The 15,332-nt window shown below is 63.4% G+C and carries 18 protein-coding genes and 1 tRNA gene; 10 read left to right on the forward strand and 9 right to left on the reverse strand.

The features are described from left to right. Positions 1-11 precede the first annotated feature (11 nt). Positions 12-1,172 (reverse strand): FMNH2-dependent alkanesulfonate monooxygenase, encoded by a 1,161-nt coding sequence (ssuD, locus tag F759_RS0105115; RefSeq protein ID WP_027798905.1) that lies wholly within the window; start codon positions 1,170-1,172, stop codon positions 12-14. Between the two features lie 405 nt (positions 1,173-1,577). Here ssuD and F759_RS0105120 point away from each other — a divergent pair, with 405 nt between their 5' ends. After that, positions 1,578-2,003, forward strand: coding sequence for a hypothetical protein (locus tag F759_RS0105120; protein WP_027798906.1), 426 nt, complete (start codon positions 1,578-1,580; stop codon positions 2,001-2,003). 299 nt (positions 2,004-2,302) lie between these two features. Here the strand turns inward: F759_RS0105120 and F759_RS0105125 are convergent, their stop codons facing one another. The 3 genes from F759_RS0105125 to F759_RS0105135 all read right to left on the reverse strand — a co-directional run bounded on the left by F759_RS0105125 (position 2,303) and on the right by F759_RS0105135 (position 4,392). Further along, on the reverse strand, positions 2,303-3,433 hold the full coding sequence (locus F759_RS0105125; protein WP_027798907.1) for an enoyl-CoA hydratase/isomerase family protein: 1,131 nt from the start codon (positions 3,431-3,433) through the stop codon (positions 2,303-2,305). Between the two features lie 202 nt (positions 3,434-3,635). Further along, on the reverse strand, positions 3,636-3,920 hold the full coding sequence (locus F759_RS0105130) for a DUF1488 family protein (RefSeq protein WP_027798908.1): 285 nt from the start codon (positions 3,918-3,920) through the stop codon (positions 3,636-3,638). 208 nt (positions 3,921-4,128) lie between these two features. After that, positions 4,129-4,392 (reverse strand): hypothetical protein, encoded by a 264-nt coding sequence (locus tag F759_RS0105135; protein ID WP_027798909.1) that lies wholly within the window; start codon positions 4,390-4,392, stop codon positions 4,129-4,131. Positions 4,393-4,568: 176 nt separating this feature from the next. Here F759_RS0105135 and F759_RS43945 point away from each other — a divergent pair, with 176 nt between their 5' ends. Then, positions 4,569-4,760 carry a hypothetical protein gene (locus F759_RS43945; RefSeq protein ID WP_027798910.1) on the forward strand — a complete coding sequence of 64 codons (192 nt, stop codon included), beginning with the start codon at positions 4,569-4,571 and terminating at the stop codon, positions 4,758-4,760. 46 nt (positions 4,761-4,806) lie between these two features. After that, positions 4,807-5,187 carry a hypothetical protein gene (locus tag F759_RS0105145; RefSeq protein WP_027798911.1) on the forward strand — a complete coding sequence of 127 codons (381 nt, stop codon included), beginning with the start codon at positions 4,807-4,809 and terminating at the stop codon, positions 5,185-5,187. Positions 5,188-5,315: 128 nt separating this feature from the next. Here F759_RS0105145 and F759_RS0105150 read toward each other — a convergent pair whose 3' ends face one another. Next, on the reverse strand, positions 5,316-5,648 hold the full coding sequence (locus tag F759_RS0105150) for a DMT family transporter (RefSeq protein ID WP_407668520.1): 333 nt from the start codon (positions 5,646-5,648) through the stop codon (positions 5,316-5,318). 10 nt (positions 5,649-5,658) lie between these two features. Then, positions 5,659-6,156, reverse strand: a complete 498-nt coding sequence (locus F759_RS0105155) for a heme-degrading domain-containing protein (protein ID WP_027798913.1) — start codon at positions 6,154-6,156, stop codon at positions 5,659-5,661. 284 nt (positions 6,157-6,440) lie between these two features. Here F759_RS0105155 and F759_RS0105160 point away from each other — a divergent pair. The 7 genes from F759_RS0105160 (at position 6,441) to F759_RS0105190 (ending at position 12,241) form a co-directional block, all read left to right on the forward strand. Then, positions 6,441-6,517 (forward strand) — tRNA-Met (locus tag F759_RS0105160). 403 nt (positions 6,518-6,920) lie between these two features. Continuing rightward, complete coding sequence (locus F759_RS0105165; protein ID WP_027798914.1) at positions 6,921-7,466, forward strand: NUDIX hydrolase; 546 nt, start codon at positions 6,921-6,923, stop codon at positions 7,464-7,466. A 9-nt stretch (positions 7,467-7,475) separates the two neighbouring features. Beyond that, on the forward strand, positions 7,476-8,213 hold the full coding sequence (gene aat / locus F759_RS0105170; protein ID WP_027798915.1) for a leucyl/phenylalanyl-tRNA--protein transferase: 738 nt from the start codon (positions 7,476-7,478) through the stop codon (positions 8,211-8,213). A gap of 139 nt (positions 8,214-8,352) precedes the next feature. Then, positions 8,353-9,174 (forward strand): arginyltransferase, encoded by an 822-nt coding sequence (locus F759_RS0105175; RefSeq protein ID WP_027798916.1) that lies wholly within the window; start codon positions 8,353-8,355, stop codon positions 9,172-9,174. A gap of 331 nt (positions 9,175-9,505) precedes the next feature. Further along, positions 9,506-10,528: a quinone-dependent dihydroorotate dehydrogenase gene (locus F759_RS0105180; protein WP_027798917.1), complete on the forward strand. Its 1,023-nt coding sequence runs from the start codon at positions 9,506-9,508 to the stop codon at positions 10,526-10,528. Between the two features lie 146 nt (positions 10,529-10,674). Beyond that, on the forward strand, positions 10,675-11,469 hold the full coding sequence (locus tag F759_RS0105185; RefSeq protein ID WP_027798918.1) for a cystine ABC transporter substrate-binding protein: 795 nt from the start codon (positions 10,675-10,677) through the stop codon (positions 11,467-11,469). 112 nt (positions 11,470-11,581) lie between these two features. Next, on the forward strand, positions 11,582-12,241 hold the full coding sequence (locus F759_RS0105190) for an amino acid ABC transporter permease (RefSeq protein ID WP_027798919.1): 660 nt from the start codon (positions 11,582-11,584) through the stop codon (positions 12,239-12,241). Between the two features lie 103 nt (positions 12,242-12,344). Here the strand turns inward: F759_RS0105190 and lepB are convergent, their stop codons facing one another. From lepB to F759_RS0105205, 3 genes are all read right to left on the reverse strand, one after another. Then, positions 12,345-13,043 carry a signal peptidase I gene (gene lepB / locus F759_RS0105195; RefSeq protein ID WP_027798920.1) on the reverse strand — a complete coding sequence of 233 codons (699 nt, stop codon included), beginning with the start codon at positions 13,041-13,043 and terminating at the stop codon, positions 12,345-12,347. Positions 13,044-13,206: 163 nt separating this feature from the next. Beyond that, positions 13,207-14,166, reverse strand: a complete 960-nt coding sequence (locus F759_RS0105200; protein WP_027798921.1) for a Gfo/Idh/MocA family protein — start codon at positions 14,164-14,166, stop codon at positions 13,207-13,209. A gap of 291 nt (positions 14,167-14,457) precedes the next feature. Then, the gene (locus F759_RS0105205; RefSeq protein ID WP_027798922.1) at positions 14,458-15,198 is read right to left on the reverse strand and encodes a FadR/GntR family transcriptional regulator; all 741 of its coding nucleotides are present in this window, start codon (positions 15,196-15,198) and stop codon (positions 14,458-14,460) included. Positions 15,199-15,332: the final 134 nt, after the last annotated feature.

Genomic DNA, 15,332 nt, shown 5'->3' on the forward strand with positions numbered 1-15,332 from the left:
GCGGATGACGCTCAGCTGGCGCTCGCCGCCTTCGGCAAATAGTTGTTGCCGACGATCTCACCGAACGGCCCCGACAGCGGCCCGTTCGAGGTCTTGCGCTGCCGGTTCGGCAGCAGCGGAAACACGAGTTCGGCAAAGCGGTACGACTCTTCGAGATGCGGATAGCCGGACAGAATGAACGTCTCGATACCGAGCTCCGCGTATTCCTTCATGCGCGCCGCCACCTGCTCCGGATTGCCGACGAGCGCAGTGCCCGCGCCGCCTCGCACGAGGCCCACGCCGGCCCACAGATTCGGATAGACCTCGAGCTCCGCGCGCCCACCGCGCTTGCCGCCGTGCAGCGCGGCCATGCGGCGCTGGCCTTCGGAGTCCATCTTTCCGAACGATGCTTGCGCACGCGCGATGGTTTCGTCGTCGAGCTTGCTGATCAGCTTGTCGGCGGCGGCCCACGCTTCTTCTTCGGTCTCGCGCACGATCACGTGCAGACGGATCCCGAAGCGGATCGTGCGGCCGTGCGCAGCCGCACGTGCTCGAATATCGGCGATCTTCTTCGCGACCGCGGCGGGCGGCTCGCCCCACGTCAGATAGGTGTCGATATGCTCGCCCGCCATGTCGTGCGCAGCCGGCGACGAACCGCCGAACCACAGCGGCGGATGCGGCTTCTGCACGGGCGGATACAAAGCTTTGCCGCCCTTCGACTTCAGATGCTTGCCGTCGAACTCGATCGCGTCGTTGGTATGCGCGGCCGTGAGCAGCTTGCGCCAGATGTGCAGAAATTCGTCGGTGATCTCATAGCGCGTGTCGTGCTCGACGAACACACCGTCGCCTTCGAGTTCCGCCGCATCGCCGCCTGTCACGACGTTGATCAGCAGGCGCCCGTTCGACAGACGGTCGAACGTCGCGGCCATGCGCGCGGCGAGTCCCGGCGACGAAATGCCCGGACGGATCGCGACGAGAAACTTCAGGCGCTTCGTCGCGGCGATCAGGCTCGATGCAACGACCCATGCGTCCTCGCACGAACGGCCGGTCGGCAGCAGGACGCCCTCGTAGCCGAGCGTGTCTGCGGCGACGGCAATCTGCTGGAAGTAGTCGTAGTCCGCAGCGCGCGCACCTTGCGACGTACCGAGATAGCGGCTGTCGCCATGAGTCGGTATGAACCAGAACACATTCATTTACTGCTCCGTGCGAATTCAAAACTGGATTGAAAGAAGACCGTGCATGCTGCGCAGACAAACGAAAACGCCGACGCAAAGGCCGGCCGCGCGCGTCCAGCCGGCCATCACGCGGGAGCCGGGCGATGCACGGCGAAAGGACGAAAAAATGCGGTATCGACGCTATGGGCGACGGTGGCAAGCACCGTCTGCATGGAAAAACAGTCTATGGATCGGGGCGCCGCTTTTGAACGATTTTTTTTAGCTTAGGTTTTCCACTTCCGTGATTAGCCCGACGCTAAAGCGTACGAACGCGACGCTTTAGGCCCCCGGAAAAGCCACTACCGCTGGCTATAATGGCGCACGTTTCCAATAATCCGGTGCAGGCAGGGTGAACCACGCGCCTGTACCCTGGCGGTGCAATGCATGCAAAAACTCATCCTGCCGTTTGTCGCCGGTTTCCTAGCTTCGCTGTTCTTTCATGAATCGACGCTGGCGCTGCTGCACGCAGCCGGCATCATCGATCAAAGCGGTTTTTCGACTGCCCCGTTTTTGCCGCTCGGCCTGCCCGAATTCATTGCGAACGCAATCTGGAGCGCGTTCTGGGCTGTACTCATGGCGTGGCTGTTGCGCGTCGCACCCGAGCGCCGCGCGCCGTGGCTGCCCGCCTTCATGTTTGGTGGCATCGTGTTGACGGCGGCGAGCGTGTTCGTCGTCGATCCACTGCGCGGCATCTGGCCGAGCGGCAACATGCTGCCGCGCCTCTCAATGGGTTTTGCCGCGAATGCGATGTGGGGCTGGGGCGCGCTTGTCTTCATGCGCGCGTTCATGGCGAGCGAAGAGGCGGATTGAGGTGGTTGAGGGTCGCTGGTTGGCTGGCTGGCTGGCTGGTGGATGGTTGGCCGTTTTATTCGCTTACCGGTTCGCTCCGGTGGTCGGTAATCGGTAGCCGATGGCTCCTTGGTCATTGGCCCTTGGTCGGCGGTCGCGTGGCCGCTTACTCGGCTATTGGCTTACGGGTTCACTCGCTAGACCGCTCGACCGGTCTAGCCGCTTAACCGCTGGACCCCGGACCGCTTTCCGGCGGTTCCGGGCAGCTCGGGTCGTGACGCCAGACACGTGCTGCTTCGATCGCGCGAGCCGCAGGCAGCTCAACCCCGCAGATCGCGCAGCGGATGTTCGTTGGCCGGCCACGGGCTTTCGAACATCTTCGCGACGTCGGCGGCGTTCACGTCTTCAATACGCGCGACGCGCCAGCGCGGCGCGTTGTCCTTGTCGATGATCCGCGCGCGAATTCCTTCCACGGCGTCGCCTTGCAGGAAACTGGAGCGCGTGAGATCGAGATCGCCGCGCAGCACTTCCGCCATCGAGCCTTCCGCGCGCGTCACCATTTCGAGCGAAACGGCCATTGAAAGCGGCGAGCGCTCGCGCAACACCGCGATGGTCCGCTCAGCCCAGTCGGCCGTGTCGCGATCGCACTTTTGCTGAAGCGAAGCAAGAATGCACGGCATGTCCGGCAACGCGAAATGCCGGTCGATCAACCCACGCGCGCGTGCAAGCGGCGACTCGTCCGGCTGCGGCGCGACCTGATACGCGCGGCTTTCGCGCTCGACGCATGCAACCACATCCGCGCCGCGCTCGAACAGTTCGCTGCGCAAGGTGTCGATCAGCGCAGGCAACGCGGCATCGTCCATGTAGAGGTCGGCGAGACCGGCATACAGCGCGTCGGCGGCGCCGATCGTTTCGCCCGTCACCGCCAGATAGCGGCCAATCGCGCCGGGCGTGCGCGCGAGAAACCAGCTGGCGCCGACATCGGGGAAAAGCCCGATGCGCGTTTCCGGCATCGCCATCTTCGTCGACTGCGTGACGACGCGCAGACCGCCGGTGCGATGCGCGCCTTGCGAAATACCCACGCCGCCGCCCATCACCACGCCGTTCGTCAACGCGATGTAGGGCTTCGGATAAGCGAAAATCGCGTGATTGAGCCGGTATTCCTCGATGAAAAACGCATCGCGCGCTTCATGCTCGCCGCGTTGCGCCGACTGGTACAGGAAGCGAATGTCGCCGCCCGCGCAGAACGCGCGCGGATGCTGGCTGCGCACGACGACCGCGAGCACGTCGGGATTTTCGCGCCACTCGTCGAGCGCGGCGTGAATCGTGCGGATCATGCCGACCGACAGCGCGTTGAGCGCCTGAGGCCTTTCCAGTTCGATGAAACCGATGCGGTTGGCTACGTAAGTCGCGATTTCGTCGCTAGCAGCGGGCGAGGCGGAAAGAGACATGGAAGACGGCGCACGGCGGCGCAGAGTCATGGGAAAGCCAACGTTATCACGAGCCCGCGGCTCGGTCCTGATTGCGCCGGGAAGTGGGCCCGCCCGCGCGCTTCGACCAACGCTTTGCGCCCCGGTGCCGGACTTTCGCGGAGACAATCCAGCCGGCTTGCTGCCGAGCGCGTCTCGCTCGCCGAACAGGTTTTTTCGTGTCCTATCCAGCGACGTTTCCCGGCGGAAAATGTCCGCTCTTGAGCAGCACAGGCGTGCCGTTACTGATCTGCAAGTGCTCGCGCGCAACGGCTTCGATGCGCGGACGCCCGGCGTCGAACGCGCGCATCCAGCCTTCCAGGTCTTCGGAGCGCGCACCGAAGTGATCTTCGAGCGCCTCGACGGAGATTGCGCACGGGACCTGCTTACCGTCCACCAGCGCGGGAAAGACAACTGTCAGATTGGAATCGCGGTAGGCTGGCGCGCCTGCGGGAAACCTGATTTCCATGGTCGCCTCATCAGAAATATCCGGTACACAACCGGAGCCCGCGAGAACCGGCCGGCCCCGGACGACCGGAATATGGTACTCGCGGGGCCGGACCGCGGTCCACCCCGCCGCGTCGCGGGAATCGCCGCCAACTTCTGCATGCGTTCGAGCGCGGGCTTTCGCATCGCGCGCCGTCATGACTGTCCTCCCGCCAGACGATCGACGTGCATCACTTACCTCCCAGCAGACGGTCGACGTAATCGCGCGCGGCCTGTTCGACGAAGGCAAGCGCCTCTTCTTCGCTGCTAAAGCGCTGCTGACCGCCGAGATCGACCAGGGTTTCGATGCGATGCGGATCGTCCGGGCCAAGCTCGGCGAGGCTCACCGAACCGACGTAGGTGCCGCCCGCGCTTTGTGCGTCGGCTGCCGGCACGAGGCGCGCGGCAGCACTGATGTAATAGCCGCGATAAGGGCCACTGACCCGTTCAGCCATGTTCGTTCTCCTCGTTGAAATGATCAGGTAAGGCGCGCGGCGGTCCAATAAGTTCTGCGCGGCTGGTTCTGTGCGTTTTCACCATTGCACTTGTCGGACTCGCGCAGGTCGAATGGGTTCGCACGGCACACACCGTGCTGTCGCACCGGCGTCATTTCGAGTTCAGCGAGCGCAATATGGGAAAATATTTTTTGCACGATCACGAACTGCCCGAGCCGGATGCAGCGAACAGGTGGTTTGCGTATGCCGAAAGTCACGGCATCGACATCGCGCAAGCCATCAGCATCTGGGAAGACGCGGCCACCGAAAGCGGCACGGAAAGCCGCCGCCTCGTTAGCGCGGCGGGCATCACTGTTGAGACGCCATGAGCTTTGCGCGTCTCGCAAGCCAACATCATCAAAGGAAACAAACACGATGGATTTCAGGACGCAATTGCTGCGCGGGAGCCACCTGCAACCTGGCCTCGCGCGGGCTCTGTTGCGCCGCGCTCCCGTCGTTGCCGCATTGCCGGTGGCGCTCGCGCTGGGCGTGGGGCTCGCCGGCTGCGCGTCGTCGAACACGACGTCGCTCATCAATCTGCCGAACGGCCAGACCGGCTTCGCCGTGAACTGCAGCGGCGCAGACGCCGGCTCGAGCTGGGCCTCATGCTATGTGCAGGCGGGCAAGGCATGCGGCGCGACGGGTTATGACATTNTGTCGAAAGACAACGACGAAGGCGGCACCGCGGGCGGCAGCGTGACGAACGTCGTGTCGGCCAACGTCAAGAATCGTTCGATGATCGTGCGCTGCAAGTAAGCGCCGGAATCAGCGGCAAGTGCATTGCAAATCCAGGGCAAGCGCAGGCAAGTGCAGCCAAGCGCCGCCAGGCTGAAAGCGCGCCATAAATTTCCGGCAGCGGCAAGGAAATGCGTCGGGCTTGCGCCTCAATGCGCCTGCATCTTCGAGAACATGTTCAGCACGGCGACGCCGGCAATGATCAGCCCGAGCCCGATGACGGCCGGCACATCAGGCACCTGCCGATAGAACAGCAGCGCGACGAGCGTGATCAGCACGATGCCCGCGCCCGACCACATGGCGTAGACGATGCCGACCGGAATGCTCCTGAGCGTGAGCGACAGGCAGTAGAACGCAACCCCGTAGCCGAGGACCACCACCGCCGACGGCACAAGCCGCGAGAAACCGTCCGACGCTCGCATCGCGGAGGTGGCAATCACCTCGGCCACGATCGCGATGCCAAGCAATGCATAAGGCGGCACCCGCATCGGCTCAGGCCTTTGCAAGCGCGAGCTTGCTGTAGTCGTGACCGAGGTGTGCGCAGAGCGCTTCCACCACGAACTCATGATCGGCACGCTGCGGCAAGCCGGACACGGTGATCGAACCGATCACGCCGACGCCCGCGACCGTCAACGGAAACGCGCCGCCGTGCGCTGCATATTCGGTGGCGGGCAAGCCGTGCTTGTCCGCGAGCGTGCTGCCCGCCTGCTGCATTTTCAGGCCGATCGCATACGAACTGCGCCGGAAGTGCGCGACCGTGTTGCCCTTGCGGCGCGCCCAATCGACGTTGTCCGGCGTCGCACCGTCGAGCAGGCTGAAGAAGAGAGGCTGACCGAAAGTGCGCACGTCGACGGCGGCGGCAATGCCGCGCGCCTTCGCGACTTCGTGCAGATAGGCGCCGATTTGCCACGCACGGTCAGCATCGAATTGAGGGAACACGAGCGCGTGTTCCTGAGCGGCAATGGTCTGCAGGTCGTGAGCGATGTCCATGAAATTCCGGGGCGAGTGTGAGTGCGGGCGCGTTGCGTTGCCTTCGCGGCCGGGGCGGCATGGATTCGTTCCGAATCCCTCGCGACTGGCGTGACGGCGCGCCGGAAGATTCCGATTCTAGCGCAGCGTCTTGCAGCGGCCTTGCACGATGCGACGCCGTCCACGCATCGCGCGACGTCTTGCTGAAGGCTTCCGGCGGGCGGCACCGCGCACGAGCCAAAGCCGTTTTTTAAATGGCTATTGCATCAGCTTTCTGTTTGTTCTATAATCTTTTCTTCGACGGACGCGGGGTGGAGCAGTCTGGCAGCTCGTCGGGCTCATAACCCGAAGGTCGTAGGTTCAAATCCTACCCCCGCAACCAAAAGCTGGACCGGTTGAAACGTCGAAAACAACATTAAAGGCTTGCCAAACCGGCAGGCCTTTTTTGTTTTTCGCGGCGCGTTTTTCGTATCGATATGCTTTGCATACGTCGACGCACGCATGCATATGCGCGCCACCAAACGCACGCGTTCCCGCCTTGAGCCACGCGATTGCTCACCGCTCTACACAACGCGTCCGCTCGCCACCGGTCTGTCCGACTCGGGCGCACTGCACGTATCGTGGTACTCAACGAAAACACCCGCAACGATTCCATCCCCAACCGCCCCCGCACGCCTTCCCGCCGCCCGCTGCCGACAAAGGCGCCCCTCACGCCACCATCTCCCCCACACGGTAAGACCCCGCCCCAGTGATAAACTCCTAGCACCCTTTCTCGTGCCCTTCCTATGAAATTCTGTTCTGTCTGCGGCCACGGCGTCAGCCTGGGCATTCCGCCGGGCGACAACCGCGAGCGCTTCGTATGCGGCAGTTGCGGCACGGTGCACTATCAGAATCCGCGCAACGTCGTCGGCACCGTTCCGGTCTGGGACGACAAGGTGCTGCTGTGCCGTCGCGCGATCGAACCGCGCTACGGCTACTGGACGCTGCCTGCGGGCTTCATGGAAATGGGCGAGACCACGGCCGAAGCCGCTTCACGCGAAACGCTGGAAGAAGCCGGCGCGCGCGTCGAGGTGCAGAACCTGTTCTCGCTGCTCAACGTGCCGCATGTGCATCAGGTGCATCTGTTCTATATGGCACGCCTGCTCGATCTGGACATTGCCGCGGGCGAGGAAAGTCTCGAAGTGAAACTGTTCGACGAGAGCGACATCCCTTGGGACGAGATTGCGTTTCCCACCGTCGGGCAGACGCTGCGCTTCTTTTTCGCCGATCGCGCAGCCGGTAGCTTCGGCCTGCATACGGGCGATATCTTCCGTTCGCTGCGCGAAGGCTGAGCGGCGCGCATGGTTCCCTGGCTCGGACCCGACGATCCGTTTCCGCCCGTCGAGCGCGCGCTCGGTGCGGCAAGCGGCGCACCCGGCCTGCTCGCGGCGAGCGGCGATCTGCTGCCGTCGCGGCTCATCGACGCGTATCGTCACGGTATTTTCCCGTGGTATTCGGACGGCCAGCCCGTGCTGTGGTGGAGCCCCGACCCGCGCATGATCCTGCGCCCCGCCGAGTTCAAGGTGTCGCCGTCGCTGCGTAAAACGCTCAAGCGCGTGTTGCGCGACGACGCGTGGGAGATCCGCGTCGACCACGATTTCGCCGCGGTGATGCGCGCGTGCGCGCAAGCGCCTCGGCACGGACAGCGCGGCACGTGGATCACGGCGGACGTGGTGGATGCCTATTCGTCGCTGCATCGCATGGGCGACGCGCACAGCATCGAAACATGGTTCCAGGGTGAACGCGTGGGCGGTTTGTACGGCGTCTCGTTCGGCAAGATGTTCTTCGGCGAATCGATGTTCGCGAACGTCACCGATGCCTCGAAAATGGCGCTGGCCGCGCTTGTTGGGCACTTGCGCCGTCACGAAATAGAAATGATAGACTGCCAGCAGAACACGTCGCATCTGGCGTCGCTCGGCGGTCGCGAGATAGCGCGCAAAGCGTTCATCGCGCATGTTCGCGCGTCGGTCGACGCACCGCGCATACCGTGGCGCTTCGACAAGACCGTGTTGCTCGATGTGCTCGCGCGAGCGGCGTAGGAAGAATCAGGCCGAATCCGGATCCGTTTAACGAAACGCGCGGATCAAAAGCTGGAATACGCGCTGCAATGCTAATTCCAACACGAACTGGAACGCGCGCCGGGTTTGCATTACCAGAGATGTTTCGAGAGCTGCCAACGTGACTCATCCTAACGAGCTGCCTCTTTCTCCGCTTTCGGCGCTGCAATTTTATGCAACGGCGCCCTATCCCTGCAGTTATCTCGACGGGCGCATCGCGCGCTCGCAAGTCGCGACGCCCAGTCACCTGATCAACTCGGACGTCTACACGGATCTCGTCAAAGCGGGCTTCCGGCGTTCAGGCGTGTTCACCTACCGGCCTTATTGCGACGGTTGCCGTGCATGCGTGCCGGTGCGCGTGCCGGTCGACCGGTTCGAACCGAACCGCACGCAACGTCGCGTGTGGAAAAAGCATGGCGACATGATCGCCACGGTCGCGCCGCTTCACTACGACGAAGAGCACTACGCGCTCTATATGCGCTATCAATCGGCGCGGCACGCGGGCGGCGGCATGGACCGCGACAGCCGCGATCAATACGAACAGTTTCTGCTGCAAAGCCGGATCAACTCGCGGCTCGTCGAATTTCGCGAACCGCTGCCGGATCGGCCGGATTCGCCGGGCCTTCTGCGCATGATCAGCATGATCGACATTCTCGGCGACGGGCTTTCGTCCGTGTACACGTTCTTCGAGCCGGGGCTGCCGCATACGAGCTTCGGCACGTATAACATCTACTGGCAAATCGAGCAGGCCCGCAGCCTGAAGTTGCCGTATGTGTACCTCGGGTACTGGATTCGCGAGAGCCCGAAGATGGCCTACAAGGCCAATTTCAGGCCGCTCGAAGGCCTGATCGACGGGGTGTGGCGCGTGCTCGATCCCGGTGGCGTCGATGTTCCGCCAGTCGGCACGGCATTGCAGGGCAAGCGCGGGCCGCTTCGGCCTTGAGTCCAACGCTGAGCGAGATTTAGCGGGGGGGCGCGGCGGGGATTCTGCCTGGGTCTCGGCGGGGATTCTCAGCGTGGCTTCTCTGTGTGGGATCTCTGCATGGATCTCTGCCTAGCTGTCTGCGTGTGTGTCTGCACGATCCCAGCAACAATTTCAATGCAACGCTGCGCGAACTGAGCGCGGCACTCCCCGCCCGCCGCGCGCGACACTCCCCGGCCCTAACCGCTCGCCCCCACAGCTGCGCACCACATCCTCGTCCGCCTTATCTCATTGATAGCGCAAAGCCGGTAAAATAGCGGGTTCCCATTTTCCGGCCGCCCGGCTTCGTCCTGTGTTCAGTTCCCTCTACCCGCTCATACGCGCCCAACTCTTTCGCATGGACGCGGAAGACGCTCATCACCTGACTTTGCGTGTGCTCGGCGCCGCCGGCCGCACCGGTCTCGCCGGCGCGCTCGCCGCGCGCGTGCCGGATGCGCCGCGCACGGTGATGGGACTGACGTTCCGCAACCCGGTGGGGCTCGCCGCGGGGCTCGACAAGGACGGCGCCTCCATCGACGGTCTTGCTGCGCTCGGCTTCGGCTTCATCGAAGTGGGCACGGTCACGCCGCGCGCGCAGCCCGGCAATCCGCGGCCGCGCATGTTTCGCCTGCCGCAGGCGAATGCAGTGATCAACCGCATGGGCTTCAACAATGCGGGCGTCGACCAGTTCGTGAAGAACGTGCAGGCCGCGCGCTATCGCGGTGTACTCGGGCTGAACATCGGCAAGAACGCCGACACGCCGATCGAGCGCGCCGCCGAAGACTACCTGTATTGCCTCGAACGCGTGTATCCATTCGCGAGCTATGTGACGGTCAACATCTCGTCGCCGAATACGAAAAACCTGCGCCAGTTGCAAGGCGCGGGCGAACTGGACGCTCTGCTCGCAGCGCTCAAGGACAAGCAGCAGCGTCTTGCCGACATGCACGGCAAACTCGTGCCGCTCGCGTTGAAAATCGCGCCCGACCTCGACGACGAACAGATCAAGTCGATCGCCGACACGCTGTTGCGTCACCGCTTCGAAGGCGTGATCGCGACCAACACCACGCTGTCGCGCACGGCCGTCGCTGGCATGCAATACGGCGATGAAGCCGGCGGCCTGTCGGGCAAGCCGGTGTTCGACGCGTCGAACGAAGTGATCCGCAAGCTGCGCGCCGAAGTCGGCGAGACTGTACCGATCATCGGCGTCGGCGGGATTTTTTCCGGCGACGATGCACGTGCCAAGCTCGCAGCCGGCGCATCGCTCGTTCAGCTTTATACGGGCTTCATCTATCGGGGACCGGCGCTCGTCGCCGAATGCGTGCAGGCGCTTCGTTAACTGCACGGCGCAGTTGCAGCGCGGCGCGGACCTGGGCTCTGCAGCGGCCCGGTAATACAGCCATGAACAAACGGTATTTAGCGTTCGGCAGTCTGCTTTGCTAAGCTTTCGTCCGCTAGAACAACATACGAACAACAAGGAACACAATGCAACTCGGGTTGTTGAAAAAGATTGTCGTCGCCGCTTTGATCGGCGCTTCGTTTACCGCGGTCGCGGCGCACGCCGACGACCTGCTGGATCAGGTCAAGCAGCGCGGCACGCTGCGCATCGGCCTGGAAGGCACCTTCCCTCCGTTCAATTCGAAAGCGCCGTCGGGCGAACTGGTCGGCTATGACGTCGACATCGCCAGGGCTGTCGCGGCGAAGCTCGGCGTGAAGCCCGAATTCGTCACGACCGAATGGAGCGGCATCATTGCGGGCCTTCAGGCCAACAAGTTCGACGTGATCGTCAACCAGGTCGGCATTACCGATGCGCGCAAGCAGGCGCTCGACTTCTCGCCAGCCTACACGTACTCGGCGGCGCAACTGATCCAGCGTAAGGACGACACGCGCCAGTTCAAGTCGCTCGACGATCTGAAGGGCAAAAAGCTAGGCGTGGGCCTCGGCACCAACTACATGGACATGGCGAAGTCGGTGCCGGGCATCGATGTGAAGACATATCCGGGCGCGCCCGAATATCTGCGCGATCTGGCAGCGGGGCGTCTCGACGCGGCGCTCAACGACCGTCTGATGCTCGCGTATCTGTTGAAGAACTCGCAGTTGCCGCTGCGCACCGGCGCGAATGTCGGCGCGGGCAACCCGTCGGGCATTCCGTTCAGGAAGAACAACCCGAAGTTCGCCAAGGCAATCGACGACGCAATGACACAACTCGAGGCAGACGGCACGTTCGCCAAGATCTCGGACAAGTGGTTCGGCATCGACGTGAGCAAGCCGATCAAATAACCGGCTTCGGATGAAACGAAGGGCGGCATCCTCGGAAGCCGCCCTTCGCACTTTTGCAGCACGCGCCCAGCCTGGGCGATGTGCGTCTTGCGCGCCAACCCGAGCACCGCTCATGTCCACCACTTCCCTGCTCGTTCAATCGCTTCCTGTGCTCGCGCAGGGCGCTGTCCTGACGGTCAAGTTCGCCGTTCTGTCGATGTTCTTCGGGCTGATCGCGGGCGCCGCGCTTGCACTGATGGGCGTGAGCCACAGCCGCATCCTCAATTGGATCGCGCGCATTTACGTGAGCGTGATGCGCGGCACGCCGCTGCTCGTGCAGATCTTCGTGATCTACTACGGCTTGCCGAGCTTCGGCATTTCGCTCGACCCGACGCCGGCCGGTGTGATCGCGTTGTCGGCGAACGTGGCCGCGTATCTGTCGGAAAGCATGCGCGGTGCGATCCTCGGCATTCACCAGGGACAATGGCTCGCTGCCTACAGTCTCGGACTGTCGCGGCGTCAGACGCTGCGTTATGTAATCGCGCCGCAAGCCTTGCGCATTGCCGTGCCGAGTTTGTCGAACAGCTTGATCAGCCTGATCAAGGACACGTCGCTAGTCTCTGTCATTACGGTGACTGAACTGCTGCGCAGCGCGCAGGAAATCATCGCATCGACGTATCAGCCGTTGCCGCTCTATCTTGCGGCAGCGGCCGTGTATTGGGTGCTGTGCCAGGTGCTCGAACTGCTGCAACGCTGGTATGAACGGCGGCTTGCGCTGCCGTCACGGCACTGAGTGCTGGGCAGTGGGCCTTCTGCCCTGAGCACTGAGCAGTGCGCGCTGAGCACTGGGCACTGCACACCGGGCACTGAGCCGCCGCGAACGTGATGCCCGCCGGCTAGCGGCTCGCGAGTGGCGCGGCCTCGTCCAGCGGCGCGCCGAAACGCTCGAAACGCGGCGCGTAATAGCGATCCGGATCGAGCGAAAACGCCACCCGCCGGGTACGCCCCATCAACTCCTTACGCGCGAAGAAGCCGAAGTAACGCGAGTCGGCACTGTTGTCGCGATTGTCGCCGAGCATCAGATACTCGCCGGGCGGCACCGTCACCGGTCCGAACGAATCGCGCGGACTGGGCGCTTGTGGCGTGAGCCGAACGGTATGCGCAACGCCGTCGAAACGCTCAGTCAGATAATCGCCCGGCGAGGCGGCGTCGCCCGGCAAGGGCTTGAGCGTCAGCGGCTGATAATCTGCACGCACGCCATTCACATACAGCACGTTGTCGCGCATCGCGACGGTGTCGCCCGGCAGACCGATCAGGCGCTTGACGATCAACTCATGCGCCGCGGAAGAATCGATCGTCACGATATCGCCGCGCTGCGGATCATGCAGATGCGCAATCGCGATATGCGTGAGCGGCACGCGCAAATCGTAGGCCATCTTGTCGACGAAAATCCGGTCGCCTTCGCGAATGGTCGGCAACATGGAGCCGCTCGGCACGACGTTCCAGTCGGCCACAGCACTGCGAAACAGCACCATCAGAAAGAGAAACGCGACAAGGCTCTTGTTGTCGCGCCATAGTTTGGCAAGCATGCGCATGGCAGGCGGCTCCATTGGAAGGTGTTCGAAAGCAGCGGACATTGCGGCGCTTTCGTCGCCGCGTGGTCGGTGGGAATCGTACCACCGCGCAGGGGGCGTTCCGGGTGCTGGGTGCTGTCAGTCACCAGGAGCCCGTTCAACTGCGTACGCCCTCACCCAGCCCTCACTCGCCCATAAACCTGAGCCCCAACGCCGCACGCGCGGCATCGGCCATTGCGATCATCTGCAACGACTTGCTATGCGGCATCAGCGGACTTTCAATCTGCCCCGCGCGGATCAGCTCGCAGAAATGCGTGGTTTCGTAGTTGAGACCGCCGCCTTCGAACGGCTCGTCGAGCTCGATCACGCGGCCGTCGGCGTAGCGGATGGTCGCGCGCGACGGATTCCACCACGGCTCGTGTATCGTCACGTGCCCCTTGTTCGCCATCAAGAGCGCGTCGCCCTTGCCGTGCAGATCGAGTCCGCAGAAGAGTTGCGCGATGCCGCGCTCGTGCCGGCTGTTCAGGCTCGCGAACGTATCGACGCCAGTCGCGCCGAGCCGCCCGAGTGTTTGTACGTCGAGCGGCGCGCCGAGCCAGTCGACAGCGAGAAACATCTCGTAGATGCCGATATCGAGCAGTGCGCCGCCCGCATGCTCGAACGACAGCGACGGGTGATCGTCGGGCACGCCCGGCACTGAACAGCCGGCCCGCACGAGCCCGACCTCGCCAATCGGATCGTCATTCAGATGCGCGCGCAACTTTCTGTAGAGCGGATAGAACGGCGGCTTCATCGCTTCCATGAAAAGGCATTGCGCGCGGCGCGCCGTGTCCTGCACTCGTTCGAGTTGCGCCCTGTTGATCGCAGCGGGCTTCTCGCACAGCACGTGCAGGCCGGCTTGCAGCGCAGCGATTGCGTAATCGGCGTGGCTGTCCTGAACGGTGGCGATATAGAGCGCCTCGATGCCGCTTGCGAGCAGCGCGTCGAAGCTTGCGCAAAGCTGGCCGCCGAATTCATCGGCGAAAGCCTGAGCCGGCTCAGCGCGGCGCGACCACAACGCCGCGAGGCGCGCGTCGGGCACATAGGCGAGGCCTTGGGCGAACCGGCGAGCAATACGGCCCGTACCCACGATTCCCCACCGGATCGTGCCGTCCGAAGGGGTTCGTTGCGTTGGATGGGTGCTGGCGTTTGTGGCGGCGTTTGTGCCGAGGTTTATGCCGACATTTGCCGCGGCGTTTATCACAGCGTTTGTCACGATCACCTGGCGTCCATGCGGTTAAGAGCAAGGTGCCATTGTCGCGCATGCGGCCCGCACATGTGCCGGCTCGCGCAAACGCTCAGGCCATGTGCGCCTCCAGCGAACGGCGATTGGCGGACGAGCACGCTGCTGCGGCAACGCGCGCAGCAGCGCCTGAAATCAGGCGTTGGCTCGGCCCTATCCGGCGTTTCCGCCATGCGCGGGCGGGATCGGCGGCGCTGCGGCGAAGGTGCCCGCGATTTCCTCGGTGCTGGAGTCGATCATCGCCATCGACGCGAGTTCGGCTTCTTTCGGGTCGCGCCGCTCTATCGCTTCGACCACGCGCCGGTGCGAGTTCACCGCCGTCTCCCACATCCCTTCACGCTCGGTGACGATCGGATTGCCGGTCGACAGCGCGCCGCGAATGATCGCCGCCATCTGCTTGAAAAACTGATTGCCGCTCGCGACGACGATGCGCGTATGGAACAGCTCGTCGGCTTCCTGATAGCCAGGTTCCCCAGGACGGATCACGCGAAATGCCTCGAACGCATCGCGCACCGCGGCGATGTCGGCCGCGCTGCCGCGCGCCGCGGCTTGCGCCGACGCACGCGGCTCGATCAGGATGCGAAACTCGATCACGTCGCGCAGAAACAGCGGATCGGGCTTCGCGCGAAAACGCCAGTTCACCACGTCCTCGTCGATCATGCGCCAGTCGCTCATCGGCCGGATGCGCGTGCCGATCTTCGGACGCACGTCGAGCATGTCGCGAGCGAGCAGCATCGACAGCGCCTCGCGCATGACGGTGCGACTCACGTCGAACTCTTTCGACAGCACATCCTGCGGCGGCAGTATCGCGCCGTATTTCTCTTCGACGATCCCTGTGACGAGCCCGTCCATCACCTTGCTCACCAGTGATCGATCCTTGTTTGCCTGTTCCATGACCCTCTCCCCGAAGCGGTGTTCGCCCCCGCGTAGCCTGTTGATAAACCGCCCTTTTGTGTGTTTTATCGTCGCGTGGTGTTCATCCACGATACGTTGCTTGCTTAACAACGGTTACGCCAGTTGGGACACTT

Source organism: Paraburkholderia dilworthii (genome assembly GCF_000472525.1).
Lineage (GTDB): Bacteria > Pseudomonadota > Gammaproteobacteria > Burkholderiales > Burkholderiaceae > Paraburkholderia > Paraburkholderia dilworthii.

What these genes read in the sequence shown, in the direction of transcription:
- ssuD (WP_027798905.1), bottom strand. Translation starts at nt 1,172, where the DNA reads ATGAATGTGTTCTGGTTCATACCGACTCATGGCGACAGCCGCTATCTC.
- F759_RS0105120 (WP_027798906.1), top strand. Translation starts at nt 1,578, where the DNA reads ATGCAAAAACTCATCCTGCCGTTTGTCGCCGGTTTCCTAGCTTCGCTG.
- F759_RS0105125 (WP_027798907.1), bottom strand. Translation starts at nt 3,433, where the DNA reads ATGTCTCTTTCCGCCTCGCCCGCTGCTAGCGACGAAATCGCGACTTAC.
- F759_RS0105130 (WP_027798908.1), bottom strand. Translation starts at nt 3,920, where the DNA reads ATGGAAATCAGGTTTCCCGCAGGCGCGCCAGCCTACCGCGATTCCAAT.
- F759_RS0105135 (WP_027798909.1), bottom strand. Translation starts at nt 4,392, where the DNA reads ATGGCTGAACGGGTCAGTGGCCCTTATCGCGGCTATTACATCAGTGCT.
- F759_RS43945 (WP_027798910.1), top strand. Translation starts at nt 4,569, where the DNA reads ATGGGAAAATATTTTTTGCACGATCACGAACTGCCCGAGCCGGATGCA.
- F759_RS0105155 (WP_027798913.1), bottom strand. Translation starts at nt 6,156, where the DNA reads ATGGACATCGCTCACGACCTGCAGACCATTGCCGCTCAGGAACACGCG.
- F759_RS0105165 (WP_027798914.1), top strand. Translation starts at nt 6,921, where the DNA reads ATGAAATTCTGTTCTGTCTGCGGCCACGGCGTCAGCCTGGGCATTCCG.
- aat (WP_027798915.1), top strand. Translation starts at nt 7,476, where the DNA reads ATGGTTCCCTGGCTCGGACCCGACGATCCGTTTCCGCCCGTCGAGCGC.
- F759_RS0105185 (WP_027798918.1), top strand. Translation starts at nt 10,675, where the DNA reads ATGCAACTCGGGTTGTTGAAAAAGATTGTCGTCGCCGCTTTGATCGGC.
- F759_RS0105190 (WP_027798919.1), top strand. Translation starts at nt 11,582, where the DNA reads ATGTCCACCACTTCCCTGCTCGTTCAATCGCTTCCTGTGCTCGCGCAG.
- lepB (WP_027798920.1), bottom strand. Translation starts at nt 13,043, where the DNA reads ATGCGCATGCTTGCCAAACTATGGCGCGACAACAAGAGCCTTGTCGCG.
- F759_RS0105205 (WP_027798922.1), bottom strand. Translation starts at nt 15,198, where the DNA reads ATGGAACAGGCAAACAAGGATCGATCACTGGTGAGCAAGGTGATGGAC.